The sequence below is a fragment of the Saccharopolyspora montiporae genome (genome assembly GCF_015209505.1).
In the GTDB taxonomy this organism is placed as follows: Bacteria; Actinomycetota; Actinomycetes; order Mycobacteriales; family Pseudonocardiaceae; genus Saccharopolyspora; species Saccharopolyspora montiporae.
The window spans coordinates 21,264-47,627 of the sequence record NZ_JADEYC010000009.1; the positions used below are offsets into that span (position 1 = coordinate 21,264).

Consider the following 26,364-nt stretch of genomic DNA (forward strand, 5'->3'; position numbering starts at 1 on the left):
GCTCACCCGCGGTCGGCGGCCCGCGGCGGGAAGCTGAACCCGGTGGTCTGCCCCGCTTCCGGCGCCGCGTTGAGCGCGATCGGGTCCCAGACCCCGTAACGCGGGCTCAGTTCCACCCCGACCTGCTGCGCGGTCGCGCCCAGCAGCCGCAGCCCGATCGCCTGCAGCGTCTGCTCGTCGAGCTGCGCCGCGGCCGGGTCGGGAGCACCGGGCGCCACCGAGCGCTCCGCGATGCGCGCCACGATCCACTGCCCGCTGTTGGGCTGCGGTTCGAAGGCCAGCACCGTCCCCGGTTGCGCCCCGAACATCGGTGTGAGCGCGGCCAGTTCGGGATTGCCCGCCACCGAGAGGCGCTCACCCCGCGCGACCGGCCGCCCGGCGCGCTGCGCTTCGTCCAGCGCCGCGGTGTCCCCGGCGGCGATGCGGCCGGCCAGCTGCTGGGCCTGCCCGCGGGTCCCGGCGCCGAGGTAGTCGACCAGCACGGACAGCCGCCCCGCCTGGGCGCGGCCGAGTTCGGTCAGCAGCAGCGAGGAGCGCACGTAGTCCCGCACGTGCGGCGGGGTGACCAGGGTTCCGTCCGCGACGGCCGCCGGTCCACCCTGCTCCTGCAGCGCCGCGTCGACCCGGCTTTCCGGCACCCGCAGCCCTTCCCGCACGGCGGCCTGCTCGATGAGCTCCTGCTGGACCAGGAACGAGGCCAGCTGCCTGCCCCGGTTGCCGAGCCCGCCCTCCTCGCGCAGCCGGGCGGCCTCCTCCGGATCCCGCAGCACCTCGTCCAGCCGGTCCTGGACCTGCGACACCGGGATGCGCGCGCTGCCGACGATGGCGGCGGCACCGGGCTCGCCCGGCCCGGTCCCGCACCCGGCCAGCAGCAGTCCGGTCAGCAGCACCGGTGCCCAGCGGCGCGCGCGAAGCGGTATGGCGAACGTCACGAACGTGAGCCTCTCACGAAGCCACGCCGCGGAGAAGGGCGAACACCGCGCGGCGCGCGGTCAGTCCCGCTCCGCGGGCCCCTCGTCCGCACCGGACCCGGTCCCGTCCTGCTCTCCCGAGTCCGCATCGGACTCCTCGGCGGGCCCGATTTCGAGCTGGAAGTCCTCGCCGTGCGCCTCGGTCCCGGCGATGACCGCCTGCTCCAAGACCTCCACGCCCTTCTCCCCGCGGCGGGTCAGGTCGTCGGTGCGCAGGTCCCCGCTCAGCGAGAGGCACATGAACACCATCACGAGCGCGAACGGCACCGAGGCGAGGAAGGTCAGGTTCTGGATGCCCTCCAGCGCGTTCTCCCCGCCGGAGATGAGCATGATCGCCGCGACCGCACCCGTGGCCACGCCCCAGAACACCACCACCCACAGCCGCGGCGAGATCGAACCGCGCTGGGACAGCGTGCCCATCACGATCGAGGCCGAATCGGCGCCGGTGACGAAGAAGATCGCCACCAGCAGGATCACCAGCACCGTGGTGACGCCCGCCAGCGGGAGTGTCTCGATGACGGTGAAGGTCTGCGCTTCCTCGCCGCCCGAGCCGGCCACGTCCACGGCACCGTCGCGCTGCAGGTCGATGGCGCTGCCGCCGAGGATCGCGAACCACACCACGCTCACCGCGCTGGGCACCAGCATCACGCCGCCGACGAACTGCCGGATCGTGCGGCCGCGGCTGATCCGCGCCAGGAACGTGCCCACGAACGGCGCCCAGGAGATCCACCACGCCCAGTAGAAGATCGTCCAGGTGCTCAGCCACTCGTTCATCACCTCGCCGCCGGTGGCGCCGGAGCGGGAGGCCATCTCGCCGAAATCGCTGATGTAGTAACCGATCGCGGTGGGGACCAGGTCCAGGATGAACACCGTCGGCCCGGCCACGAACACGAACACCGCCAGCACCGCGGCCAGCACCATGTTGATGTTGGACAGCCACTGGATCCCGCGGGCCACCCCGGACACCGCGGAGGCCACGAAGCACATGGTCAGCACCACGATGATCAGCACGAGCACCGTGTTGCCCACCGCGCCGATCCACCCGGCCGCCTCCATCCCGCTGCGGATCTGCAGCGTGCCGATGCCCAGCGAGGCCGCCGAGCCGAACAGCGTCGCGAACAGCGCGAGGATGTCGATGAACCTGCCCAGCGGCCCCTGCGCCGCGCGTTCGCCGATCAGCGGGGCGAACGCGGCGCTGATCAGCTGCTTGCGCCCGCGGCGGAAGCTGCCGTAGGCGATGGTCAGCCCGACCACCGCGTAGATGGCCCACGGGTGCAGCGTCCAGTGGAACAACGACGTCGCCATGGAGACCTCCACGGCGGCACCGCTGCCCGGGGCCACCGTGCCCGGGGGCGGCTCGACGAAGTGCGACAGCGGTTCGGACACACCGAAGAACATCAGCCCGATGCCCATCCCGGCGCTGAACATCATCGCGATCCAGGACGACGTGCGGAACTCCGGTGACTCGTCATCGGTGCCCAGCGGGATCGCCCCGTAGCGGCTGAACGCCAGCCACAGCGCGAAGAACACGAAACCCGTGGAGGCCAGCACGAATCCCCAACCGATGTTGGTGACCGCCCAGTCCAGCCCCGCTTCGGCCGCGGCGCCCAATGTGGACGATGACGTGATACCCCAACCGACGAAGAAGGCGATCAGCAGCGCCGTGACGCCGAAGACGACGAAATCGGTGCGCGGCCGGGTGACATCCGCTGCAGAAGACGGGGCCTCATCCTGCGAAGTCTCGTGCTGCCCCGCCATCGACGCGCCTCCCGGTGACCGAGTCCTGACCGCCTACACGGTCACTCGGCCCACCGGGTGCGGCAACTCCGGCGATCGCCCGGCCGGCGCCGGTCAGCCCGCCGGGGCGGGTGCCGCGGTCATCGAAGTGATCAGCTGGGTGCACCAGTCCAGCAGCGGCTCGTCGCGCAGCGGCGGCGCGCCGATCCGCCCGCCCGCGGCACCTTCGGTCGGGCGCGGGACCGACACCGTGCGCACCGCGGCCTTGTACACCGCCTTCGGGTAGAGCCGCTTCAACCGCACCAGCTGCGAGTCCGACAACTCGAACGGCGCGATGCGCAGCGAGGATCCCTGCAGCGCGACCTCGCGGATCCCGTGCTCGCGGCACACCTGCCGGAACCGGGCCACCCGCAGCAGCCGCTCGACGGTGTCCGGCGGCGCGCCGTAGCGGTCGGTGAGCTCGGCGCGGATCGCCGCCAGCCCGTCCTCGTCCGGCGCGGCGGCGATCTTGCGGTAGGCCTCCAGCCGCAACCGCTCCCCCGGCACGTACTCGTGCGGGATGTGCGCGTCCACCGGCAGGTCCACCCGCACCTCGCCGAGCTCCTCCTCCGGCTGCTCGCCGTCCCCGCCGACCGCGTTGCGGTAGTTCTCCACCGCCTCGCCGACCAGCCGGACGTAGAGGTCGAAGCCGACACCGGCGATGTGCCCGGACTGCTCGGCGCCGAGGATGTTGCCCGAGCCGCGGATCTCCAGGTCCTTCATCGCCACCGCCATGCCCGCGCCGAGCTCGGAGTTCTGCGCGATGGTGGCCAGCCGGTCGTGCGCGGTGTCGGTCAGCGGCTTCTCCGGCGGGTACAGGAAGTACGCGTACCCGCGCTCGCGGGCCCGGCCGACGCGCCCGCGCAGCTGGTGCAGCTGGGCCAGGCCGAGCATGTCCGAGCGGTCCACGATCAGCGTGTTCGCGTTCGAGATGTCCAGTCCGGTCTCCACGATCGTGGTGCAGACCAGCACGTCGTGCTCGCGCTCCCAGAAGCCCTGGATGATCCTCTCCAGGCGTTCCTCGTTCATCTGCCCGTGCGCGGTCACCACCCGCGCCTCCGGGACCAGCTCGCGCAGGTGGCGGGCGGTCTTCTCGATGTCGTGCACCCGGTTGTGCACGAAGAAGACCTGGCCGTCGCGCAGCAGCTCGCGGCGGATCGCGGCGGCCACCTGCTTCTCGTCGTACGCGCCGACGTAGGTCAGCACGGGGTGCCGCTCCTCCGGCGGGGTCAGGATCGTGGACATCTCGCGGATACCGGCCATGCTCATCTCCAGCGTCCGCGGGATCGGCGTGGCCGACATGGTCAGCACGTCCACGTAGGTGCGCAGCGACTTGATGTGCTCCTTGTGCTCGACGCCGAACCGCTGCTCCTCGTCGACGATCACCAGCCCGAGATCCTTGTAGCGAATCCCGGTCTGCAGCAGGCGGTGCGTGCCGATCACGATGTCCACCGAACCGTCGGCCAGCCCCTGCGTGGTCTGCTCGGCCTCCATCGGGTCGGTGAACCGGGACATCCCGCGGATCGTCACCGGGAACGAGCGCATCCGGTCGGTGAACGTGGTCAGGTGCTGCTGGGCCAGCAGCGTCGTCGGCACCAGCACCACGACCTGCTTGCCGTCCTGCACCGCCTTGAACGCGGCGCGCACGGCGATCTCGGTCTTGCCGTAGCCGACGTCGCCGGAGATGACCCGGTCCATCGGCACCGAGCTCTGCATGTCCTGCTTGACCTCGTCGATCGCGGACAGCTGATCACCGGTCTCCGCGTGCGGGAAGGCGTCCTCCAACTCGCGCTGCCACGGAGTGTCCGCGCCGAACGCGTGTCCCGGCGAGGACTGCCGGGCCGCGTAGAGCTGCACCAGTTCCGCGGCGATCTCCTTGACCGCCTTGCGCGCCTTGGCCTTGGTGTTCTTCCAGTCCGAGCCGCCGAGCTTGTTCAGCGAGGGGACGTCGCCGCCGACGTAGCGGGTCACCTCGTCGAGCTGGTCGGTGGGCACGAACAGCCGGTCGCCGGGCTGACCGCGCTTGCTGGAGGCGTACTCCAGCACCAGGTACTCGCGGGTCGCCCCGCCCACGGTGCGCTGCACCATCTCCACGTACTTGCCGATGCCGTGCTGCTCGTGCACCACGAAGTCGCCCGCCTTCAGCGACAGCGGGTCGACCGCGTTGCGCCGCCGCGCGGGCATCCGGTTCATGTCCCGCGTCGAGGTGCCCCCGCGGCCCCCCGTTAGGTCGGCCTCGGTGAGCACCACCAGACCCGCTCCGGGCGCGGAGAACCCGTCCTCCAGCCCGCCGCGGGTCACGGTGACCAGACCGCCCTCCGGTGCCGCGGACAGGCCGTCCTCGGCCAACCGCGCGGGGATCTCGGCCTCGGTGAGCTGCTGCACCGCGCGTTGGGCGGTGCCGCTGCCCGCGACCACGAGCACCGCGGCGCCACCGGTGGCCAGCTGCGCGCGCAGATCGGCGAAGGCACGCTCGATCTCCCCGCGGTAGCCCTCCACCTGGCGAATCGCCAGCCGGGCGGTCTCCGCGTCGCCCTCATCGCTCTCGCTGGTCAGCTGGGTCAGCGTCCACCACGGCAGCCCGAGCGAGCGGGTGTGCTCGGCGACCTCGGCCAGCCCGCGGTAGGCCGACGCGCCCAGATCGATCGGCGCCTTGCCGCCGTCGGCGGCCACCATCCAGGACGCTTCCAGGAACTCCTGACCGGTGCGCACCAGATCCGCCGCCCGCGCGCGGACCTTCTCCGGATCGGCGAGCAGCACGTGCGTGCCCGCGGGGACCAGATCGGTCAGCAGCCGCATCTCGCCTTCGCACAGCGCGGGGATCAGCGCCTCCATGCCCTCGACCGGGGCGCCGCCCGCGATCTTGCCCAGCATCTCGGCCAGCTGCTCGTCGGCCTGGTGCTGCTCGGCGAGCTTGGCCGCGCGCTCGGCGACCTGCTCGGTGATCAGCAGCTCCCGGCAGGCGGGCGCGTACAGCTCGGCGCGTTCGGCTTCCGGCAGCGAGCGCTGGTCGGCCACCGAGAACGGGCGGATCTCGGTGACCTCGTCGCCCCAGAACTCCACGCGCAGCGGGTGCTCGACCGTGGGCGGGAAGACGTCCACGATGCCGCCGCGCACCGCGAACTCCCCGCGCTTCTCCACCATGTCGACCCGCTCGTAGGCCAGCCCGGCCAGCCGCTGGACCAGCTCCTGGAAGTCGTGCTCGGTGTCCACGGCCAGCTGCACCGGCCGCAGTTCGCCCAAGCCGGGGGCGATCGGCTGGATCAGGCTGCGCACCGTGGTCACCAGCACCCGCGGGCCGCCGCGCGGGTCCTCCTCGGGATGCGCCAGCCTGCGCAGCACGGACAACCGCCTGCCGACGGTGTCCGCGCGCGGCGACAGCCGCTCGTGCGGCAGCGTCTCCCAGGAGGGGAAAGTCTCGACCGCGCCCGGGCCCAGCAGGTCCGCCAGCGCGGCGGACGCTTCCTCGGCCTCGCGTCCGGTGGCGGTGACCAGCAGCACCGGCCGGTCGGCGCCGTCGCCGTCCGCCAGCGCCGCGGCGGTCAGCGAACGCGCCGCCGCCGGACCTTCCAGCACCATCCGCGGCCGATCGGCGGCCGCCACCACCCGGCCGAACGTATCGTCGCCGAGCACGACTCGAAGCAGTCCGCGCAGCGGACCGGCCTGGCTCATCGGAGTACCTCGCAGCGGACGTCGCGAAAGCGGACACACCTGCGCCGCGGATCCGCGGGCGGGCCGCAGCAGATCGGGCGGGAGCCGGGGCGGCGCGCGCCGGTCGGCGGTCAGGCGTCCCGGCCAGACTACGACTCCGCCACGACATCGCGCCGCCACCCCGAAACACCCGATGTCCGATGTCACACTGCGCACATGCTCTCTCGGCGCGGGATCGCGACACTGCTGGGCGGCCTGCTGCTGACCGGGTGCGCCGGAGGCGGTGCTCCGGGAGCCGCTCCGGAGCGGACCGCACCGCCCGGGCTGCGCGTCGAGGTGGTCGCCGACGGGCTCGACCACCCGTGGGACGTCGGGCTGCTGCCGGACGGCGCCGCGCTGGTGCCGGAGCGCTCCGGCCGCCTCGTGCTGCTGGACGACACCGGGCCGGGGGCGCAGCCGCGTCCGGTGCAGGCCGATCTCGACGACGTGTTCGCGCAGGGCGAGGGCGGGCTGATGGGCCTCGTGGTGCACCCGGACTTCGCGGAGAACCGGCAGTTCATCACCTGCCAGACCCACCAGGAGGGCGGGCGCCCGGTCGATGTGCGGTTGGTGCGCTGGGAACTCGGCCCGGACGGCACCAGCGCCGAGCGGCTGGACCCGCTGCTGACCGGCCTGCCGGTCAACCCCGGCGGACGGCACTCCGGCTGCAGGCCCGCGATCGCCCAGGACGGATCGCTGCTGGTCAGCACCGGGGACGCGGCGACACCCGAGGTCGCGCAGGACCGCCGGTCCCTCGGCGGGAAGGTGCTGCGAATGGACCTCGACACCGGACGCCCGCTGCCGGACAACCCGTTCGCCGGCGCACCGGATCCGCGGGAGCGGCTGGTGCTGACCTACGGCCACCGCAATGCGCAGGGGGTGGCGCCGCGACCGGGTGGCGACCAGGTGCTGCTCGCCGAGCACGGGCCGGACGTGGACGACGAGATCAACCGGCTGCACCCCGGCGGCAACTACGGCTGGGACCCCTCGCGCGGCGGCACCTCGGACGGCTACGACGAGTCGGTGCCGATGACCGACCTGCAGCGCTTCCCGGACGCGCAGCGGGCGGTCTGGTCCTCCGGGGCGGAAACCGAGGCGCTCTCCGGGGCCGAGTTCCTGCACGGACCGGACTGGGGGCCGCTGGACGGGACGTTGGCGGTCACCGCGCTGAAGGGCAGCAAGCTGCTGCTGTTCGGCCTGGGCCCGGACGGCGCCGTCGAGGAGATCTCGGTGCCCGCGGAACTGGACGGCACGCACGGCCGGCTGCGCGGGATCCGGCAGGGCCCGGACGGTGCCGCGTACCTGACGACCTCGAACGGGGCGGACGACCGCGTGTTGCGGGTGTCGCTCGCGGGCTGACCCGCTACTTCGTGGTGTACAGCCGCGGCTTGTGCTCCAGGTGGGACAACCCGTTCCAGGCGAGGTTGACCAGGTGCGCGGCCACTTCTTCCTTCTTGGGCTTGCGCACCTCCAGCCACCACTGGCCCGCGACGGCGACCATGCCGACCAGGGCCTGGCTGTACAGCGGCGCCAGCTTCGGGTCGTAGCCCTTGGCGCTGAACTGCAGGCCGAGGATGTGCTCGACCTGGCTGGCGATGTCGTTGAGCAGGCTGGAGAAGGTGCCGGACGTGCTGGCGATCGGCGAGTCGCGGACCAGCACCCGGAACCCGTCGGTGGAGTTGTCGATGTAGTCCAGCAGCGCCCGGGCGGCCTGTTCCAGCAGGTCCCGCGGGTGCCCGGCGGACAGCGCGTTGACCACGAGGTCGAGCAGGTTGCGCATCTCGCGGTCGACGACGACGGCGTAGACGCCTTCCTTACCGCCGAAGTGCTCGTAGACGACCGGTTTGGACACCCCGGCCCGGTGCGCGATCTCTTCGATCGAGGTGCCGTCGAACCCCTTCTCGGCGAACAGTGCCCGAGCCACGTCGAGCAGCTGCTGGCGGCGCTCCTTGCCCGTCATGCGGACCCTCGCCGCGCGACCGGAGGGTTCCGGGGTCCCGCCCGTTTCGGCGGCTGTCCGCCCGCGTCGCCGTGCTGCCACTCGCGCAAGCCTAAGACGTCGGAGCCGATCACGTGTGCGGGACTCCCGGATCCACCGGTATCGGAGGGCCGCCGATCAGGCGGCGTGCTCGGTGGCCGCGATGCGCGCGAGGCGCTTCTCGTTGGGCCAGCGGACCTTCCACGCCCAGCCGAGCTTCTCCAGCGCCCAGATGGTGCGCGCGGAGATGTCCAGCTGCCCGCGCAGGACCCCGTGCCGGGCGCACGTCGGGTCGGCGTGGTGCGAGTTGTGCCAGGACTCGCCGAAGGACACGATCGCCAGCGGCCAGAAGTTGGCCGCCCGGTCCCGGCTCTTGAACGGCCGCTCGCCGATCATGTGGCAGATCGAGTTCACCGACCACGTGATGTGGTGCAGCGCGGAGATGCGCACCAGCCCCGCCCAGAAGAACGCGGTGGCGGCACCCCACAGCGACCAGGTCAGCAGGCCGCCGAGCGCCGCGGGCAGCAGGAAGCTCAGCACCGTCCACAGCGGGAACAACCGGTCGGTGCGCACCAGCTCGCGGTCCTTGAGCAGGTCCGGGGCGAAGCGCTCGCGGTTGGTGATGTCCCGCTCGAACAGCCAGCCCATGTGCGCGTACCAGAAGCCCTTGGCCAGCGCGCTGGGCGAGCTGCCGAACCGCCACGGCGAGTGCGGGTCGCCCTCGCGGTCGGAGTAGGCGTGGTGCCTGCGGTGATCGGCCACCCAGGTGATCACCGGCCCCTGCGCGGACATCATGCCCGCGATGGCCAGCGCCGCCCGCACCCCGCGGTTGGCCTTGAACGACCCGTGCGTGAAGTGCCGGTGGAAGCCGACGGTCACCCCGATGCCGGAGATGACGTAGAAGACCAGCGCGAGGCCGACGTCGACCCAACCGAGCCCCCACCCCCAGGCGAAGGGGACGGCCGCGATGAGCGCGACGAACGGGACCAGCACGAACAGGTACACGGACAGCTGCGCGACCCATCCACGCCTGCCCTCGGTCAAGGGCTTCGGGCCGGACCGGGTCTCGGCCGCGCGCTCAGCGGCGACCGGCTCGGTTGCTGCGGTCATACTCACTACCTCGATGACTTCGGGGGAGTTTGGCAAAACTTCCGCCAGCGCGAACGTCGTCGGCTCGAACGTCCGCCGGCTCGGAAGGTCACGGTTCCGCAACACCTCTAGCCTACGGCACCGTAACCTACGCCAGCGTAAGTTGTTCGATGCCGAATCGTCACCCCCGGCTCGGAAAATGCGGCGTGTCGGGCATTCCCGGGCGTGTCAGCTGCGATTCTTCACCCGATCGGCCGGGAAACCCGGGCCGAGCGGCACGCGTCCCACCGCGGTGCGAGCAACCCTTGACACGGCCCCGCCCCGGCGGCGCCCGCAGATCGGCAGCGCAGCCGCGCATGTCACGATGTCGGCCGGGCGTTCCCGCTGCGCCGTACCCGCCGGTAGGCTTCCGCGCTGGCGGCCCCGCACCGGCGACAAGCGCCCGATCCGCCGTGGTGTAAAGGCAGCACCTCGGATTTTGGTTCCGATGGTCCAGGTTCGAATCCTGGCGGCGGAGCGAGCGGGCCACCCGGGACGACCGCGGTGACCGCCGAAGACGGTGCCGGCCCCGGCGTGCCGGGCGGACAGGTGAACAGGGGGTGTGCGCCGCTGCGCGACGAGACGACCGCGGTGCGCGACGAAGCGGCGACCACGCTGGGCAAGGTGTCCGATGCGTGGTTGGTCGGTCGCGCGCGGGAACTGAACGCAGCGGGCCAGCACAGCGATATCAACGGCCAGCGCAACACCATCCGCGAAGCCGATGCGCTGCTCGTCGAAGCCCGCCGCCGCGGAGAACCTCGGATCGTCGCCCAGCTGCTGCGGCATTGCGCCGCCCTGCGCCTCGGCACCCGCACCCGGGTCGACAGCGCCGATCCGCTGCTCGACGAACTGCTCACGCACACCCGCAGGCACGGGCTCGACGTGCTCAAGGCCGATGCGCACGCGCTGCGCGGCCGGCGCGCGCTGCTGGCGGGCAGCGAGGACGAGGCGCTCACCGAGATCGCGGGCGGCCTGGCCATCCTGGACGACGAGCTCGCCCCGGACCGCACGCTCGGCCAGCGCTCCTGGGAGCGGCTGCTGGCCACCTCGCTGATCGACATCGGGCTGGTGCTCACCCAGCTCGGCGTCTACGAGATGGCCGACGAGGTCATGGCACGCGCGCACCACCGCATCCGGGAGAGCGGCGGGCCGCACGAGATCGCGGTGCACATGATCAACCGCTGCCGGATGCTGCTGAGCTGGGGTCTGCGGCTGGAGCGCATCGGCCAGCAGGACGAGGCGGGTGCACGGTTCGCGACCGCATCGGCGCTGGCCGTGGCGGTGGAAGGGCCGTGGCGGGAATCGCTGTTCCCCCGGCTGTCCGAACTCTCCGCCGCCGAGCAGATGCCGGTGCTCGGCGCCGCGCACGCGCTGGCCGGCCCGCGGTTCGAGCACATCGAGCGGCTGGAGGTGCTGCGCACCCTGGACCGCACGATGGCGCCGCGGGAGGAGATCCTGGTCGCCATCGCGCTGTCCCGCTGCCTGATCAGCGCCGATCGCCGCGAACAGGCGTTGCACCTGCTCGCGGACACCCGGTCCGGGCTCGACGGGACCACCTCCTCGGAACCGACGCTGCACATCTCGCTGGCCCGCGAGCACGCGCTGCTGCTGCGCAGCGGGGACGGCGCGTCGGACGCACTGCGCGACTACGCGCGCGACCTGGAGACCGAGCTGTGGACGATGCGCCAGGCCCGGCTGTCCACACTGGTCACCCGCTTGGAGAACGAGCGGCTGAACCACAAGCACGACGCGATCACCCGGCAGGCGCTGCAGGACCCGCTGACCGGTCTGTCCAACCGCAGGGCGCTGGACGACCGGCTGGAGAACCTGCTCACCTCCCGGGAAGCCCAGCCGCTGGCCGTGGCCCTGGTCGACCTGGACGGGTTCAAGGGCGTCAACGACCGCTGCTCGCACGCGGACGGGGACGACGTGCTGCGCACCGTCGCGGGCGCGCTGCGCGACACGCTGCGCAACGACGACTTCGTGTCCCGCTACGGCGGCGACGAGTTCGTGGTGCTGCTGCCCGGCGCGCCGCTGACCTCCGCCGAAGCCGCCCTGCACCGCACCGTGCGCGCCGTGCACGGGCTCCCGGGCGACCTGTCCCGCGGAGTGACGCTGTCCATCGGCGTGGTCGAGATGCGCCCGCACGAGTCCGCCGCACAGGTGCTGGCCCGCGCCGACGCCGCCATGTACCGGGCCAAGCGGGACGGCGGGAACCGCGTGTCGGCGTTCGCGGGCAGCGCGGAGAGCACCGGCGAGCGCCCGGTGTGGATCCCGCCCGGCGAAGGCTGAGCCCGCCGGAGCCCGCCCCGGACCGGGAATCCGACGAACGGACCGAAACCGCCCCGGTGCGCCCGATGTGTACTGCAACTCACTCCGCCGGAGCACCGCGGAGCATCCCCGGGCACCCGCCCCACGCTCGGCTGGAGCCCTCCCGGCACACCGGCGGGCGACGTGGAAACCGCAGCGCACAGCGGGGCGCAGCAGACGAACCACCCCTGCTCGCCGGTATCATCACGCAAGCCGGACGGGTGCAGGGGCCGCGCGCCGGGAGGTCCCGGCGCCGGTTACCCTTCACCCGCTTGGACGCAACAGACCCGTCGCCGCCGGTTCGCCGGCCGGACGCACGTCACCGAGCAGCACCGAGAGATCAAGGGAGAGCACTGATGCTCCAGGGCGAAACCGCCCGACCCTCCTCCCGCGGCACAGGTGCGCCGCGACCGGTCAGCACGATCGTGCTCGCCGCCGGCGAGGGAACGCGCATGCGGTCGGCGACCCCCAAAGTCCTGCACCCGATCGCGGGCCGCCCGCTGGTGGAGCACGCGGTGCGCGCCGCGGCCGGGCTCGACCCGGACGATCTCGCCGTCGTCGTGGGGCACGGCCGGGACGCGGTCGGTGCGCACCTCGACGAGCTCGCCACCCGCATCGACCGGGACATCCACGTGGCCGTGCAGGAGGAGCAGCTCGGCACCGGGCACGCGGTGGCCTGCGGTCTCGCCCGGCTGCCCGTACCGACCGGCGACGACCCGGGAACGGTGCTGGTCAGCTACGGGGACGTGCCGCTGCTCGACGCCGCGACCATGCGCGGGCTCCTCGACGAGCACGACGGGACCGGCAACGCGGTGACCGTGCTCTCCGCGGTGGTCAGCGACCCGACCGGCTACGGCAGGCTGGTGCGCGACGCCGCGGGCGAGGTCACCGGCATCGTCGAGCAGAAGGACGCCGACGACGCCCAGGCCGCCATCACCGAGATCAACTCCGGTGTCTACGCCTTCGACCGCGCGGTGCTCGCGGACGCGCTGGACCGGCTGTCCACCGACAACGCGCAGGGCGAGCTCTACCTCACCGACGTGCTGTCTATCGCCCGCGGTGACGGCGGCCGGGTCGGCGCCCTGGTCTGCGCGGACCCGTGGCTGGTCGAAGGGGTCAACGACCGCGTGCAGCTGGCCGGGCTGACCGGGGAGCTCAACCGCAGGCTCGTGCAGGGCTGGATGCGCCGGGGCGTCACCGTCCTCGACCCCTCGTCGGTGCAGCTGGACTGCGACGTCGAACTGGACCGGGACGTGCTGCTCGAACCCGGCGTGCAGCTGCGCGGGTCGACCACCGTCGGTGAAGGCGCCACCATCGGGCCGGACAGCACGCTCACCGACTGCCGGGTGGGAACCGGGGCGACGGTGGTGCGCACGCACGGCCAGGGCGCCGAAGTCGGCCCGGACGCCTCGGTGGGCCCGTTCGCCTACCTGCGGCCGGGCACCCGGCTGGAGCACGACGCCAAGGTCGGTACCTTCGTCGAGACCAAGAACGCCGAGATCGGCCCGGGCAGCAAGGTCCCGCACCTGACCTACGTCGGGGACGCGGCCATCGGCGAGCAGTGCAACATCGGCGCCGCCACGGTCTTCGTCAACTACGACGGGGTGCACAAGCACCGCACCGTGATCGGCTCCCACGCGCGGACCGGCGCGGACAACATGTTCGTGGCGCCGGTCGAGGTCGGGGACGGCGCGTACACCGCCGCCGGTTCCACGATCACCGAAGATGTCCCCCCCGGTGCGATGGCGGTCGCCCGCGGGAGGCAACGCAACATCGAAGGCTGGGTGGCCAAGCGCCGCCCGGGTACCGCCGCCGACCAGGCCGCACAGCAGGCACTGGCAATGCAAGAACAATCCAATCCGACGAGTGACGCCCGGTGACGGACGTCGACGGGGAGGGACGATGACCGTGAGTGCCATGTCTGCGACCCCGAAGAAGAGCCTGAAGCTCTTCTCCGGGACCAACCACCCGGAGCTCGCCGAGGAGGTGGCCAAGCAGCTCGACGTGACGGTCACGCCCCAGGCCGCCTACCAGTTCGCCAACGGTGAGATCTTCGTCCGGTACGACGAGTCCGTGCGCGGCTGCGACGCGTTCGTCATCCAGTCGCACAGCAGCCCGCTCAACGACGCCATCATGGAACAGCTGATCATGGTGGACGCGCTCAAGCGCGCCAGCGCCAAGCGGATCACCGCAGTCGTTCCGTTCTACGGCTACGCCCGGCAGGACAAGAAGCACAAGGGCCGCGAACCGATCTCCGCGCGGCTGATGGCCGACCTGTTCAAGACCGCGGGCGCCGACCGGATCATGACCGTGGACCTGCACACCGATCAGATCCAGGGCTTCTTCGACGGTCCGGTCGACCACCTGATGGCGCAGAAGATGCTGGCCAGCTACGTCAGCGAGACCTACGCCGACGAGAAGATCACCGTGGTCTCGCCGGACTCCGGCCGCGTGCGCGTGGCGGAGAAGTGGGCCGACGACCTCGGCGGGACCCCGCTTGCGTTCATCCACAAGACCCGCGACCCCAGCAAGCCCAACCAGGTCGTGGCCAACCGCGTGGTGGGCGACGTCGAGGGCCGGGTCTGCATCCTGGTCGACGACATGATCGACACCGGCGGCACGATCACCAAGGCCACCGAGCAGCTGCTGGAGTCCGGCGCCAAGGCCGTCATCATCGCCGCCACGCACGCGGTGCTGTCCGGTCCGGCCGTCGAGCGGCTGGAGAACAGCGGGGCCAAGGAGGTCGTGCTGACCAACACGCTGCCCATCCCGGACGAGATGCAGTTCAGCAACCTCAGGGTGCTGTCCATCGCGCCGCTGGTGGCCGAGGCGATTCACCAGGTGTTCGAGGACGGGTCGGTAACCAGCCTCTTCAACGGCCAGGCCTGAGTTCTCCGGGTGTCCGGTTGGTTTCTCGGGCGGGGCTCCTCCTTCTCGGAGGTGCCCCGCCCTTCTGCTCTTCAGAGTTCGGTGACCACCTGGTCGTAGTCGAGGCGCGGGAGGCGGTCGAACCAGGGGTTCTCGCCCGGTTTGCCGATGTTGACCACGACCAGGGCCTCCTGCTTGCCCTCCGGGAACAGCTCCGCGTTGAGGCCGCCGGCGTCGAAGCCGGTCATCGGGCCGGCCGCCAGGCCCGCGGCGCGGACGCCGAGGATGAAGTAGCCGATCTGCAGGGTGGCGTTCAGCCGCGCGTTGCGGACCCGGAACGCGTCGTCCGCGAAGATCTCCTTCGCCTCCGGCTTGTGCGGGAACACCTCGGGAAGCCGCTCGTGGAACTCGGTGTCCGCGGCCAGCACCGCCACCACCGGCGCCTGCTCGCTCTTCGCCGCGTTCGACGCCATCAGGTGCGGCAGCACGCGCTGCTTGCCCTCGTCCGACCGCACCAGCACCATCCGCAGCGGTTGCTGGTTCATCGAGGTCGGCGCCCACTTCACCAGGTCGTAGATGGCCCGGATCTGCTCATCGGTCACCGGCTCGTCGCTGAACGAGTTCGAGGTCCGCGCCTCGCGGAACAGCAGGTCCTGGGCGTGCTCGTCCAGCACCAGCCGAGTGCTGTGGGTGGCGGTCATGCGGTCACTCCTGTGCATCGCTGCGGTCTCCGCGGGTCGGCGACCGCTCGCCACCCACAACGAACTTGACGTTTCAACTATTCCCCGCCCGACTCAGTCGAACAGCCCGGCGACCTCGGTGATCGCGACACCGACGAACAGTCCCAAGCACAGCAGGAGCAGCGTGTTGGACAGCCACTTGGAGCGGTGCTGCTGCGGCATCATCGACTTCGAATTGAGCAGCACCAGCAGCGTGCCCGCCAGGAACGGCATGAACAGCGCCCCCAGCACCCCGTAGACGATCGTCAGCTGGAACGGTTTGCCCAGCATGAGCAGCAGCATCGGCGGGAAGGTCAACCACAGCAGGTACAGCCGGTACGGAGTGCTGTGCATGCCCGCCTTGTGGTCGTAGCTGCCCGCGGTCTCCGGCGGGGCGTCCTTGGGCATCCGCCAGGTGCGCCACCAGTCCGCGAACAGCAGGCTCACGCCGTTCCACACCCCGATCACCGAGCTGAACGCGACCGCGAAGAACCCGACCAGGAACGGCACCCGCGCCCACTGGCCGTAGTCCTGGGCCAGCACATCGCCCAGCCGCAGCAGGCCCTGGTCGTCCTCGGTCAGGTTCTGCCCGGCCAGGATCTCCGCGCCCACCACGAGCATGGCCACCACGAAGATGCCGGTGGTCAGGTAACCGACGGCGTTGTCCGTGCGCATGAACGGCAGCCACTTCGGCCCGCGCCAGCCCTTGGCGAACGTCCAGTAGCCGTAGGCGGCCATGGTGATCGTGCCGCCGACACCCCCCATCAGCCCGACCACGTAGGCCACCGACCCGTCCGGCATCCGCGGGACCAGGCCCGCCCCGAGCTCCGGCAGGTTCGGGCCGACCAGGATCGCCGTGCCGACCACGGTCACGAACATGACCCCGACGAGCACGGTCATGACCTTCTCCAGCAGGCCGTACCTGCCGAACCACACCAATGCCAGCGCAGCGAGACCGCTGAGCATCGCCCAGCCGCTGACCGGCAGCACCGGGAACAGCGCGTTGAGCGGCAGGGCCGAGGCGGACATCGCGGTGGCGCCGTAGACGAAGCCCCACACCACGGCGTAGGCGCCGAAGTAGGTCGTCGCCCACGTGCCCAACGTGCGCCAGCCGGAGAGCATGGTCCGCCCGGAAGCCAGGTGCCAACGCCCGACCGCCTCGCCGAGCGCCAGTTTGAACACCGTGCCCAGGATCACCGCCCAGAACAGCGTGTAGCCGTACCGGGATCCGGCGACCAGCGTCGCGACCAGATCACCGGCGCCCACCCCGGTGGCCGCCGCCATGACGCCCGGACCGACCTGCTTGATCCGCGCCTTCCAGGTCGCCTCCGGGACAGCGGTGTCCTCGGCGTTCGTCTCCGCAGCCATCCCGGGAACCTAACGCCGCGCCACTGTTCGGCGCGGATCGTGCGACCAAACCGTGACGTCCCGGGCACCGCCCGCACCCGCCCGATCACCGGGAGCTCCACCTCCCGGCGGGGCTCCCCCGCTCTGCTGCGGGAACGCGGCCACCGTTTAGACTGTTGGGGTTGCCTCGGCGAGGTCGGGTCGTTCGCCCGGCGTGATCGGCGCGGTCGGCACGGTGGCCCGGATGCCCGCTCGGAGCGGGCCCGCTGTTCGGCCACCCGGTGCCCCCTCCCGCATCGTGCACGTCGCGCACCCCGTCGCCGCAGGCCAGCGACCGATTCACGTTCCGCCCGACGCCACGAGGAGTGCACCACCGTGTCCGAAGTACGCCTGCCCGTCGAAACCCGTTCCGAGTTCGGCAAGGGCGCCGCGCGCCGCACCCGCCGCGCCGGCAAGATCCCGGCCGTGCTGTACGGCCACGGCTCCGACCCGAAGCACCTGTCGCTGCCCGCCGTCGAGTTCGCCCGCGCGGTCCGCGAGAACGGCCAGAACGCGGTGCTGACCCTGGACGTCGCCGGGTCGAAGAGCGAGCTCGCGCTGACCAAGACGATCGCGTCGCACCCGATCAAGAACTACATCGAGCACGTCGACCTGCTGCTGGTCAAGCGCGGCGAGAAGGTCACCGTCTCGGTGCCGCTGTCGGTCACCGGCACGGCCGCCGCGGGCACCCTGGTCAACCAGGAGGTCATGGAGGTCGAGATCGAGGCCGAGGCGCTGCACATCCCCGAGCAGCTGGAGATCTCGGTCGAGGAGGTCGAGGCCGGCACGCAGATCACCGCGGCCGAGGTCGCGCTGCCGCGCGGCGTGACCTTGCAGGCCGACCCGGAGACGCTGGTCGTCAACATCACCGAGCCCGCGGGCGAGATGACCGAAGAGGGCGGCGAGGGCGAGACCGCCGAAGAGGGCGGCGAGGAGTCCGCCGAGTCCTGATCGGCTCACCCTTCGTCGTCGGGCGCACCCCGCGCCGTCCCGCCCTCCGGTGGGGCGGCGCGGCGGGTGCCCATGACCCAGCAGGAGACGACCTCCCGTGCCCGACTCGGATTCGATCGCGCTGATCATCGGCCTCGGCAACCCCGGGCCCCGCTACGAAGGCAACCGGCACAACATCGGTTTCCTGGTCGCCGACGAGCTCGCCGACCGCGCGGGCGGCCGGTTCAAGGCGCACAAATCCGGTGCCGAGGTCGTCGAAGGACGGCTGGCCGGGACGCGCAGCGTGCTGGTCAAGCCGCGCTCGTTCATGAACCTCTCCGGCAGCCCGGTGGCGGGTGCGGCCAAGTTCTTCAAGGTCGCGCCGGAGTCGGTCATCGTCATCCACGACGAACTGGACCTGCCGTTCGGCACGGTCCGGCTCAAGCGCGGCGGCGGCGAGAACGGGCACAACGGGCTGCGCTCGATCAGCAAGTCGCTGGGCACGCGCGACTACGTGCGGGTGCGCTTCGGCGTCGACCGTCCGCCGGGCCGGATGGACCCGGCGGACTACGTGCTCAAGGACTTCAGCACCGTGGAGCGCAAGGAGCTGGAGTTCTTCATCGACCGCTGCGCCGACGCCGTGGAAGCGCTGGCCACCGAGGGCCTGGAAGCGGCGCAGAACCGCTTCCACTGACCGCGTCCGCGCAGGTCAGCCGGCCACGAACTCCGCGGTCGCCGCCCGCTTGAGCTTGCCGGACGGCGTCTTGGGCAGCGTGCCGGGAGCCAACACCACCACCTCGGCCGGGCGCGCGCCGACCTCGTCCAACACCCGGGCCGCGACGTCCTTGCGCAGCTGCTTGACCGCATCGGCGTCCTCGGCCGACCGCGACTCCAGCACCACGGCGAACCGCTCGCGCCGCCCGCCCGCGTCCAGCCGCACCGCGGCGGCGTTGCCCGCGCGGACCCCGGGCACCTCGCCGGCCGCCCGCTCGATGTCGACCGGGTAGATGTTGCGCCCGCCCATGATGATGACGTCCTTGCGGCGCCCGCAGATCACCACCTGCCCGCCGGCCAGGTAGCCCTCGTCCCCGGTGTCCAGCCAGCCGTCCGCGCCCTGCGCGTCCAGCGGTCCGCGCACCGTGAGGTACCCGGGGGTGACCGCCTCGCCGCGGATGTGCAGCCGCCCGACCTCGCGTTCGCCGAGCCGGGCACCCGCGTCGTCGCGGACCTCGACCTGCAGACCGGGCAGCGGTGCGCCGAGCAGCGCGAACCGCCGGCTCGCCCGCTCCGGGTCGACGGGTTCGGCGCGGTGCCGCGCCTCCAACGCCTCGGCGTCGATCGCGTCCACCTGCAAACCCGCGCCCAGCGGGGTGAACGAGACGGCCAGCGTGGCCTCGGCCATGCCGAACGCGCACACCATGCAGCCCGGGTCGAGCCCGAACGCGGCACCGCCCTCGGTGAACGAGGCGACCGCGCTCGGGTCGATCGGTTCGGCACCGTTGAGCGCGAAGCGGAGGCTGGACAGGTCGAACGAACCCTCGTCGGCCCGCGCCATCCGGCGGCCGACGATCGCGTAGGCGAAGTTCGGCGCGGCGGTGACGGTCCCGCGGTACTTGCTGATCAGCTCCGGCCACAGCAGCGGGGACGCGAGGAAGTCGGCGGGGGTCACCTTGACGTCCTCGACCCCGATGGCCATCGGCACCGTCAGGCAGCCGACCATGCCCATGTCGTGGAACAGCGGCAGCCAGGACACGACGACGTCGACCGCGGGGTCGAGCTCCGCGGCCGAGACCATCGCGCGCAGGTTGGCGTACAGGTTGCCGTGCGTGATCCGCACCGCCTTGGGCTCGGCGGTCGACCCGCTGGTCAGCTGGAGCAGGGCGGTCTCCTGCTCGCCGACCTCGATCGGCGCGGCCAGCGGTGCGGCGTCGCTGGAGGCCAGATCCGCCGAAGTCCGGTACCGGATGCCCTTCTCGTCCAGCAGTCCGGCGAGGTCGTCGAACGGTGAGCCGAGCAGCACCAGCTCGGCCTCGATCATCTCCAGCACCGCGAGGGTGTCCTGCGCCCAGTGCTCCAGGTCGGTGCGCGGGGTGGGTTGGTGCAGCATGGTCACGCTGCCGCCGCCGAGCCACACGGCCTGCACCGCGGTGGCGATCAGTTCCGGATCGGCGGCCAGCACGGCCACCGCGGCACCCGGGCGCAGGTCCTCGCCGAGCGCCCCCGCCACCTGCCGCGCATCAGAGTGCACCTGCCCCCAGGTGCGGCGGCGCGGCTGGTGCGGCTCCCCCGTGGTCAACCCGCGCGCGTCCGGGCCGTCGTTCTCCCGTGCGGTGGCGACCATCGTGTCCACGAACCGGCTCATGACCCGTCAGCGTACGGTCCGACGCGCGCGGGCCGACACCGCGCAACCGGAATCGGCACCGTGCCCCCGATCACGGAAACCGGTTTGCACGCACGACTCCGCGTCGACCGGGCCGCAGGACTCCTGCCGAGCGGCGCCGACCGCTTCCACCCCACCGATCAACCCGCACCGCCCAGCAAGCCCGTGCGCGAAAGATCAATCCCTAGTCGAGCTGGTCGGCGAGCTCCAGCCAGCGGCTCTCCACCTGCTCCTTCTCCGCGCCGAGGTCGCGCAGCTGCCCGTTGAGCTCCTGCAACCGCTCGGGCGACGTGGCCGCCTCGGCGAGCTTCTCGTGCAGCTGCTGCTCCTTCGTCGCGAGCTTGTCCAGCTGCCGCTCGCAGCGCGCGAGCTCCTTGCGGGCGGCGTGCTCCTGGGCCCCGGACAACCCCGCGCGGGTACCCGCGTCATCGGCCTGCTTGCCGACGTTCTGCGCGGCCTCCAGCAGGGAATGCCTGCGCGCCAAGTACTCGTCGATCCCACCGGGCAGGTGGGTCAGCTTCCCGTCGCCGAACAGCGCGTGCACGCTGTCGCAGATCCGCTCCACCAGGTACCGGTCGTGCGAGACGACCACCAGGGTCCCCGCCCAGCCGTCCAGCAGGTCTTCCAGCTGCTGCAGGGTGTCGATGTCCAGGTCGTTGGTGGGCTCGTCCAGGATGAGCACGTTCGGCTCGTCCATGAGCAGCCGGGCCAGCTGCAGCCGCCTGCGCTCCCCGCCGGAGAGGTCCTGCACCGGCGTCCACTGCCTGCCCTTGCCGAAGCCGAACTTCTCGCCCAGCTGCGAGGCGGTCAGCTCGTACTTGCCCAGCGTCACCTGCTTGGCGACGTCCTCGATCGCCTCCAGCACGCGCCAGTGCCCCGGGAGGTCGTGCAGCTCCTGGGTGAGGTGCGCGATGCGGACCGTCTTGCCCTCGGTGCGCTTGCCCGCGTCCGGCTCGCGCTCGCCGGCCAGCAGGTTCAGCAGCGTGGTCTTGCCGGAACCGTTGACCCCCACGAGACCGATCCGGTCACCCGGGCCGATCCGCCAGGTCAGCCCGTCCAGCAGCGAGCGGTCGGCCACCCGCAGGTCCACGTCCTCCAGCTCCAGCACCGTCTTGCCCAGCCTGCGCTTGGCGAAGCTGACCAGTTCCACCGTGTCCCGCGGCGGCGGGACGTCGGCGATGAGCGCCTCGGCCGCCTCGACCCGGTAGCGGGGCTTGGACGTGCGCGCCTTGGCGCCGCGCTGCAGCCAGGCCAGTTCCTTGCGGGCCAGGTTCTGCCGCTTCTCCTCGGTCTGCTGGGCGATCCGGGCCCGTTCGGCGCGTGCGTAGACCCAGTCCGCGTACCCGCCTTCGTACTGCTCGACGCGGCCCTGCACGACCTCCCAGGTGCGGTTGCACACCGCGTCCAGGAACCAGCGGTCGTGCGTGACGATCACCAGCGCGCACTTGCGGTCCAGCAGGTGCTGCGCGAGCCAGCCGACCCCTTCCACGTCCAGGTGGTTGGTGGGCTCGTCCAGCACCAGCAGGTCGAGATCGCGGACCAGCGCGGCGGCCAGCGCGACGCGGCGGCGCTCACCACCGGAGAAACCGTCCACCGGGGTGTCCAGGCCGAGTCGGGACATGCCGAGCCCGCTCAGCACCGAACGCACCCGCGGGTCGGCGGCCCACTCGTGCTCGGCGGACAGGCCCAGCGGATCGAGCACCGCGTTGCGCACGGTCGCCCCGGCGGGCAGTTCGGTGCGCTGGGTGACCACGGACATGCGCAGGTCGCGGCCGTGGCTGACCCGCCCGCCGTCCGGATCGGCCAGCCCGGACAGCACTTCCAGCAGCGTCGTCTTGCCGCCGCCGTTGAGCCCGACCACCCCGATCCGCTGACCCTGCGCCACGCCGAGGGACACGCCGTCCAGCAGCGGGCGCACGCCGTAGCTCTTGCTGACCGATTCCAGGTTGACCAGGTTCACCATCAGGTGGTCGTTCCACTTCCGTCGATTGATTGCCGATCGCGGCCGCCGAGCGCTGCGCTCAGGCGTGCACCTGCGGCGGGGTGGGTCGGTCGCTGCGCTCCTCGGAGACCTTCGCGCCCGGTACCGGCCCGTGCGCCACCCGGACGGTGCGGCACACCCCGGCACCGGACAGCTCAGCGGCCACCTTGACCGCGGCATCGGCGTCGGTGCACAGGAACGCGCAGGTCGGACCGGATCCGGACACGATCCCGGCCAGCGCACCCGCCTGCACTCCGGCGCGCAGCGTGCGGCGCAGCCCCGGCCGCAGCGAGACCGCCGCCGCCTGCAGGTCGTTGCCCAGCAGCAGGGCCAGCTGCCGCGGATCCCCGGACGCCAGCGCTTCCAGCAGCGGTTCCACGTCGCCCACCGGGTTGGGCTTGGACTCGGCGCGCAGCCGGTCCAGTTCGCCGTACACGCCCGGGGTTTCCATGCCGTCCCGGTCCAGGGCGATCACCCAGTGGTACGTGTGCCGCGCCAGCACCGGCACCAACCGCTCGCCGCGACCGGTGCCCAGCGCCGTTCCGCCCTGCAGCGCGAACGGGACATCGCTGCCCAGCCGGCCGGCGATCTCGGACAGCTCGTCCCGGCCGAGCTCCAGGTGCCACAGGCCGTTCAGCGCCAGCAGGGTCGCCGCGGCGTCCGCGCTGCCACCGGCCATCCCGCCGGCCACCGGGATGCCCTTGTTCATCGACACCCGCACGCCCGGCGCCTCCGGATCGCGGCCGGCGTGCTCGGCCAGCAGCCGGACCGCTCGCCAGGCCAGGTTGCGCCCGTCGGCGGGGACTTCCCCGGCGCCCTCGCCGTGCACCTCGACACCGGGCTCGTCGGAACCGACCACCGTGACGTCGTCGGTCAGCGACAGCGCCTGGAACACGGTGACCAGCTCGTGGTACCCGTCCTCGCGGGATTCGCCGACCGACAGGTGCAGGTTGACCTTGGCCGGGACGCGGACGGTGATCGGTGTTGGAACCACGGACAGCACGCTCCAAGCGTACGTGCCCGCCGGACCGCACCGCCGACTTCCCTGCGCACGGGGACGTGTCGGCGGGCCGGTGCCGATGTGCGCAGGGCGTCCCCGGCGATCGCGAGGACGCCCCACGAGCGGGATCAGTCCGCGGGCACGACCGCGACGCCGCGCCACTCGTCCTGGATGAACTTCTTCACCTCGTCGGACTTGAGCAGCTCGGCGAGCTTGACCATCCGCGGGTCCTCGGCCATGGCGGGGTTGGCGACCAGGCCGTTGGCGTACGGGTTGCCCTCTGCTTCCTCCGCGACCAGCGGGTCGGACAGGTTGGCCTTGAGCGCGTAGTTGCCGTTGACCACCGAGGCGTCCGCGTCCTCCACCGAGCGCGGCAGCTGGTCCGGGGCGATCGGCTGGAACTCGATGTTCTTCGGGTTCTGCGCGATCGCCGCGTCCACCCGGGTGTCCGGGGAGGCGTCCGGCTTGAGCTCGATCAGCCCGTTGTCGGCCAACAGCTGCAGACCGCGGAACTGGTTGGCCGGGTCGTTGGAGAGCATGACCGTGCCGCCGTCCGGGATTTCCTGCAGCGAGCGGTGCTTGGTCGAGTACACCGCCAGCGGTTCGAGGTGGACCGACTCGACCCAGGTGAACTCGCCGCCGCGCTCCTGCTGGTATTCCTGCAGGTACGGCTTGTGCTGGAAGAAGTTCGCGTCCAGCTCACCGTTGGCCACGGCCTCGTTCGGCCGGTTGTAGTCGTCGAACTGCTCCAGTTCGAGCTCGATGCCCGCCTGCGCGGCGAGGTTGTCCTGCACGTACTCCAGGATCTCGCCGTGCGGGGTGGGGCTCACGCCGATGGTGAGCGGGGCCTCCGGATCCTGCGCGGCGTCGGTGGCGCCACCACCGCACCCGGCCAGCGCCAGTCCGGCAGCGGCCAGCACGACGGCGAAACGTTTCCGCATGGGTTGTCCTTTCTGATGCGCGGGGAAGGTCCCCGTGAGCAAGCGGGCAGGCCGCCCGCCTCGGGCCTGTTCCCGCAGCGGCGGCGGCTTCCGGAGATCGGCCCGCACCGCCCGACGAGCGGATCGGCGCTCCCGCTACGTGGTCGCGGTGCGCCTGCGGTCGACGAGCTTGGCCACCAGGTCGGTGAGCAGCTGCATCGCGAAGGCGAGCACACCGAGCACGACCACCGAGCTGTACAGCAGCCGGTCGTCGTAGCCCTGGTAGCCGTCCTGGATCGCGGTGGTGCCGAGCCCGCCGCCGCCGATGGCCCCGGCCATCGCCGCGTAGCCGATCAGCGCGACCGCGGTGACGCCGATGGCGCCGACCAGCGCGGCCCGGGCTTCGCCGAGCAGCACCGTCCACACGATGCGCGACTTGCTGGATCCGGTGGTGATCGCGGCCTCGACCACGTTGAAACCGACCTCGCGCAACGCGTTCTGCGTCAACCGCGCGAAGAACGGCACCGCGCCGATGGTCAGCGGCACGATCACCGCGCTGCTGCCGAACGAGGTGCCGATCAGCAGCCGGGTGAACGAGGCCAGGATCACCAGCAGGACCACGAACGGGACCGAGCGCACCACGTCGACGACCACGCCGACCACGCGGTAGAGCACCGGCTTCGGGGTCAGGCCCGCGGGTGAGGTCAGGTGCAGCAGCACGCCGAGCGGCAGACCGCCGAGAACCGCCAGCACGGTGGAAACCAGCACCATGTACAGCGTCTCGGCGGTCGCCTCACCCAGTACTTCGAAGACCTCCGACCAAGGGGTCAGATCACTCACGCAGCGACTCCGTCAACGGCCACCGGGGCGCGGCGCACGTTCGCGTCCCGTTCGATCATCCAGTTCAGGGCGGCTTCCGAGCGCTCCCCGGTCAGCCCGACCTTGAACTTCGCGACCGGGGTGTCGCCGAGCCTGGTCAGCCCGCCGCCGAGGATGGACAGGTCGACCTCGAACCGGCTGGAGGCCTCGGGCAGCAGCGCACCGACCGCGGCGAACCCGACCAGCACGACCTCGGCGACCACGTCGTGACCGGTCCGGGCCGGGCGCAGCGGCGCGGCTTGGTCGGTGGCGGGCAGCAGCGTCTCGCCGACCCGGCTGCTGGTCTCGGCGACCAGGTCGAGCACCTTGCCGTGCTCGATCACGCGGCCCTGCTCCAGTACCGCGACGTCGTCGGCGATCCGCCGCACCACGGCCATGTCGTGCGTGACGACCAGGACGGTGACCCCGAGTTCGGAGCGCACCCGGTCGAGCACGGTCAGCACGGAGTCGGTGGTGCTCGGGTCGAGCGCGGAGGTCGGCTCGTCGGCCAGCAGCACGGACGGCTTGCCCGCCAGAGCCCGCGCGATCGACACCCGCTGGCGCTGGCCGCCGGACAGCTGGTCCGGGTAGGCACCCGCCTTGTCGCTGAGACCGACCAGTTCGAACAGCTCGGTCACCCGCTGGCGGCGCTGCGCGGCGGGAATCCCCGCGGCCTCCAGCGGGAGGGCGACGTTGCCCGCGGCGGTGCGCTGGCGCAGCAGCGAGTCGCCCTGCGGAACGACGCCGATCTGGCGGCGGGCGGCGCGCAGCGCCTTGCCGTCCAGCGAGACGAGGTCCGTGCCGTCGACCCGGATGGCACCGGAGTCCGGCTTGTCCAGCAGACCGATGCACCGGGCCAGGGTCGACTTGCCCGCACCGCTCTCCCCGACCACGCCGCACACCGATCCGGGGGCGACCTCCATGGACACGCCGTCGAGCGCGCGCACGGTCTCGTTGTTCTGCTGGAACGATTTCGAGAGGTTCTCGACTGTGATCACGATCTGCTCCACATCAGCTCGTGCAGGCCGCGCGGGCTCGCGCGGTTCCTGGGGGAAGCGGGACGAAGGCTTGCGTCACACAGCGCGTCGACAGGCGGTGGTGGTCCGCCGTCCGAGATCGATCACGCGCCGCTGGGTCAGCAGCCTCCGGACGTGGGTGCATCGGGATCGCTTCGATCGAGAGGGGCTCCGGTCTTGGCCCGGGCCGGCTAACAGTGCTTTGGAAACCACAACAGCTCCATCGGTCCTGGCGGTAGCACCTGCCACGGCGGGTGGTTGCTGCGGCGTCGACGAGCCAGATCTCTCGGCCGCTCGGGATGGATTTCTCGGATAGTAGACCCCACTGGCACTTGCCGACGCAAGTTGATACTGGTCACTTTCCGAAATCGTTTGAAAGGTCACATACCCGGTCGAGCGGGAATGATCTGGCCCGGCGGGTTGTTTGGTCACGCGCGGTAACACAGTTCTGCG

The 26,364-nt window shown here is 71.7% G+C and carries 19 protein-coding genes, 1 tRNA gene and 1 riboswitch; of the genes, 7 read left to right on the plus strand and 13 right to left on the minus strand.

Annotated features, from left to right (window positions below; all coding sequences use genetic code 11):
• Positions 1-2: 2 nt before the first annotated feature.
• From IQ251_RS05465 to mfd, 3 genes are all read right to left on the minus strand, one after another.
• Positions 3-932 carry a SurA N-terminal domain-containing protein gene (locus IQ251_RS05465; RefSeq protein ID WP_370591222.1) on the minus strand — a complete coding sequence of 310 codons (930 nt, stop codon included), beginning with the start codon at positions 930-932 and terminating at the stop codon, positions 3-5.
• A 60-nt stretch (positions 933-992) separates the two neighbouring features.
• Positions 993-2,729 carry a BCCT family transporter gene (locus IQ251_RS05470; RefSeq protein WP_193927351.1) on the minus strand — a complete coding sequence of 579 codons (1,737 nt, stop codon included), beginning with the start codon at positions 2,727-2,729 and terminating at the stop codon, positions 993-995.
• A 93-nt stretch (positions 2,730-2,822) separates the two neighbouring features.
• Positions 2,823-6,419 carry a transcription-repair coupling factor gene (gene mfd / locus IQ251_RS05475; protein WP_193927352.1) on the minus strand — a complete coding sequence of 1,199 codons (3,597 nt, stop codon included), beginning with the start codon at positions 6,417-6,419 and terminating at the stop codon, positions 2,823-2,825.
• Between the two features lie 195 nt (positions 6,420-6,614).
• Between mfd and IQ251_RS05480 the strand changes: the two genes are divergently transcribed.
• Positions 6,615-7,796 (plus strand): PQQ-dependent sugar dehydrogenase, encoded by a 1,182-nt coding sequence (locus IQ251_RS05480; protein ID WP_193927353.1) that lies wholly within the window; start codon positions 6,615-6,617, stop codon positions 7,794-7,796.
• A 4-nt stretch (positions 7,797-7,800) separates the two neighbouring features.
• Here the strand turns inward: IQ251_RS05480 and IQ251_RS05485 are convergent, their stop codons facing one another.
• Both IQ251_RS05485 and IQ251_RS05490 read right to left on the minus strand, forming a co-directional pair.
• Positions 7,801-8,397: a TetR/AcrR family transcriptional regulator gene (locus IQ251_RS05485; RefSeq protein ID WP_193927354.1), complete on the minus strand. Its 597-nt coding sequence runs from the start codon at positions 8,395-8,397 to the stop codon at positions 7,801-7,803.
• A gap of 156 nt (positions 8,398-8,553) precedes the next feature.
• Positions 8,554-9,525 (minus strand): acyl-CoA desaturase, encoded by a 972-nt coding sequence (locus tag IQ251_RS05490; RefSeq protein WP_193927355.1) that lies wholly within the window; start codon positions 9,523-9,525, stop codon positions 8,554-8,556.
• Positions 9,526-9,950: 425 nt separating this feature from the next.
• Between IQ251_RS05490 and IQ251_RS05495 the strand changes: the two genes are divergently transcribed.
• From IQ251_RS05495 to IQ251_RS05510, 4 genes are all read left to right on the plus strand, one after another.
• Positions 9,951-10,021, plus strand: a tRNA-Gln gene (locus IQ251_RS05495).
• Between the two features lie 113 nt (positions 10,022-10,134).
• The gene (locus IQ251_RS05500) at positions 10,135-11,835 is read left to right on the plus strand and encodes a GGDEF domain-containing protein (protein ID WP_193927610.1); all 1,701 of its coding nucleotides are present in this window, start codon (positions 10,135-10,137) and stop codon (positions 11,833-11,835) included.
• A gap of 374 nt (positions 11,836-12,209) precedes the next feature.
• Complete coding sequence (gene glmU / locus IQ251_RS05505) at positions 12,210-13,733, plus strand: bifunctional UDP-N-acetylglucosamine diphosphorylase/glucosamine-1-phosphate N-acetyltransferase GlmU (RefSeq protein WP_193927356.1); 1,524 nt, start codon at positions 12,210-12,212, stop codon at positions 13,731-13,733.
• Between the two features lie 28 nt (positions 13,734-13,761).
• A complete protein-coding gene (locus IQ251_RS05510) occupies positions 13,762-14,742 on the plus strand; it encodes a ribose-phosphate diphosphokinase (protein WP_193927611.1) in 981 nt (326 codons plus the stop codon).
• Positions 14,743-14,813: 71 nt separating this feature from the next.
• Here the strand turns inward: IQ251_RS05510 and IQ251_RS05515 are convergent, their stop codons facing one another.
• Together IQ251_RS05515 and IQ251_RS05520 are read right to left on the minus strand one after the other, a co-directional pair.
• Positions 14,814-15,422, minus strand: coding sequence for a malonic semialdehyde reductase (locus tag IQ251_RS05515; protein ID WP_193927357.1), 609 nt, complete (start codon positions 15,420-15,422; stop codon positions 14,814-14,816).
• 93 nt (positions 15,423-15,515) lie between these two features.
• Positions 15,516-16,808, minus strand: a complete 1,293-nt coding sequence (locus IQ251_RS05520; RefSeq protein ID WP_193927358.1) for an Nramp family divalent metal transporter — start codon at positions 16,806-16,808, stop codon at positions 15,516-15,518.
• A 354-nt stretch (positions 16,809-17,162) separates the two neighbouring features.
• Between IQ251_RS05520 and IQ251_RS05525 the strand changes: the two genes are divergently transcribed.
• Together IQ251_RS05525 and pth are read left to right on the plus strand one after the other, a co-directional pair.
• Complete coding sequence (locus tag IQ251_RS05525; protein ID WP_193927359.1) at positions 17,163-17,777, plus strand: 50S ribosomal protein L25/general stress protein Ctc; 615 nt, start codon at positions 17,163-17,165, stop codon at positions 17,775-17,777.
• A 97-nt stretch (positions 17,778-17,874) separates the two neighbouring features.
• On the plus strand, positions 17,875-18,450 hold the full coding sequence (gene pth, locus IQ251_RS05530) for an aminoacyl-tRNA hydrolase (protein WP_193927360.1): 576 nt from the start codon (positions 17,875-17,877) through the stop codon (positions 18,448-18,450).
• Between the two features lie 15 nt (positions 18,451-18,465).
• Here the strand turns inward: pth and IQ251_RS05535 are convergent, their stop codons facing one another.
• The 6 genes from IQ251_RS05535 to IQ251_RS05560 form a co-directional block, all read right to left on the minus strand.
• Positions 18,466-20,118 (minus strand): fatty acyl-AMP ligase, encoded by a 1,653-nt coding sequence (locus tag IQ251_RS05535; protein WP_193927361.1) that lies wholly within the window; start codon positions 20,116-20,118, stop codon positions 18,466-18,468.
• Positions 20,119-20,320: 202 nt separating this feature from the next.
• On the minus strand, positions 20,321-22,099 hold the full coding sequence (locus IQ251_RS05540) for an ABC-F family ATP-binding cassette domain-containing protein (RefSeq protein WP_193927362.1): 1,779 nt from the start codon (positions 22,097-22,099) through the stop codon (positions 20,321-20,323).
• 58 nt (positions 22,100-22,157) lie between these two features.
• Positions 22,158-23,111: a 4-(cytidine 5'-diphospho)-2-C-methyl-D-erythritol kinase gene (locus tag IQ251_RS05545; protein WP_193927612.1), complete on the minus strand. Its 954-nt coding sequence runs from the start codon at positions 23,109-23,111 to the stop codon at positions 22,158-22,160.
• Positions 23,112-23,245: 134 nt separating this feature from the next.
• Positions 23,246-24,058 carry a MetQ/NlpA family ABC transporter substrate-binding protein gene (locus IQ251_RS05550; protein ID WP_193927363.1) on the minus strand — a complete coding sequence of 271 codons (813 nt, stop codon included), beginning with the start codon at positions 24,056-24,058 and terminating at the stop codon, positions 23,246-23,248.
• A gap of 135 nt (positions 24,059-24,193) precedes the next feature.
• Positions 24,194-24,877, minus strand: coding sequence for a methionine ABC transporter permease (locus tag IQ251_RS05555; protein ID WP_193927364.1), 684 nt, complete (start codon positions 24,875-24,877; stop codon positions 24,194-24,196).
• On the minus strand, positions 24,874-25,893 hold the full coding sequence (locus IQ251_RS05560; RefSeq protein WP_193927365.1) for a methionine ABC transporter ATP-binding protein: 1,020 nt from the start codon (positions 25,891-25,893) through the stop codon (positions 24,874-24,876). Before IQ251_RS05560 ends, IQ251_RS05555 begins: the two co-directional genes overlap by 4 nt.
• A gap of 235 nt (positions 25,894-26,128) precedes the next feature.
• Positions 26,129-26,217: riboswitch (SAM riboswitch) on the minus strand.
• Between the last annotated feature and the right edge of the window lie 147 nt (positions 26,218-26,364).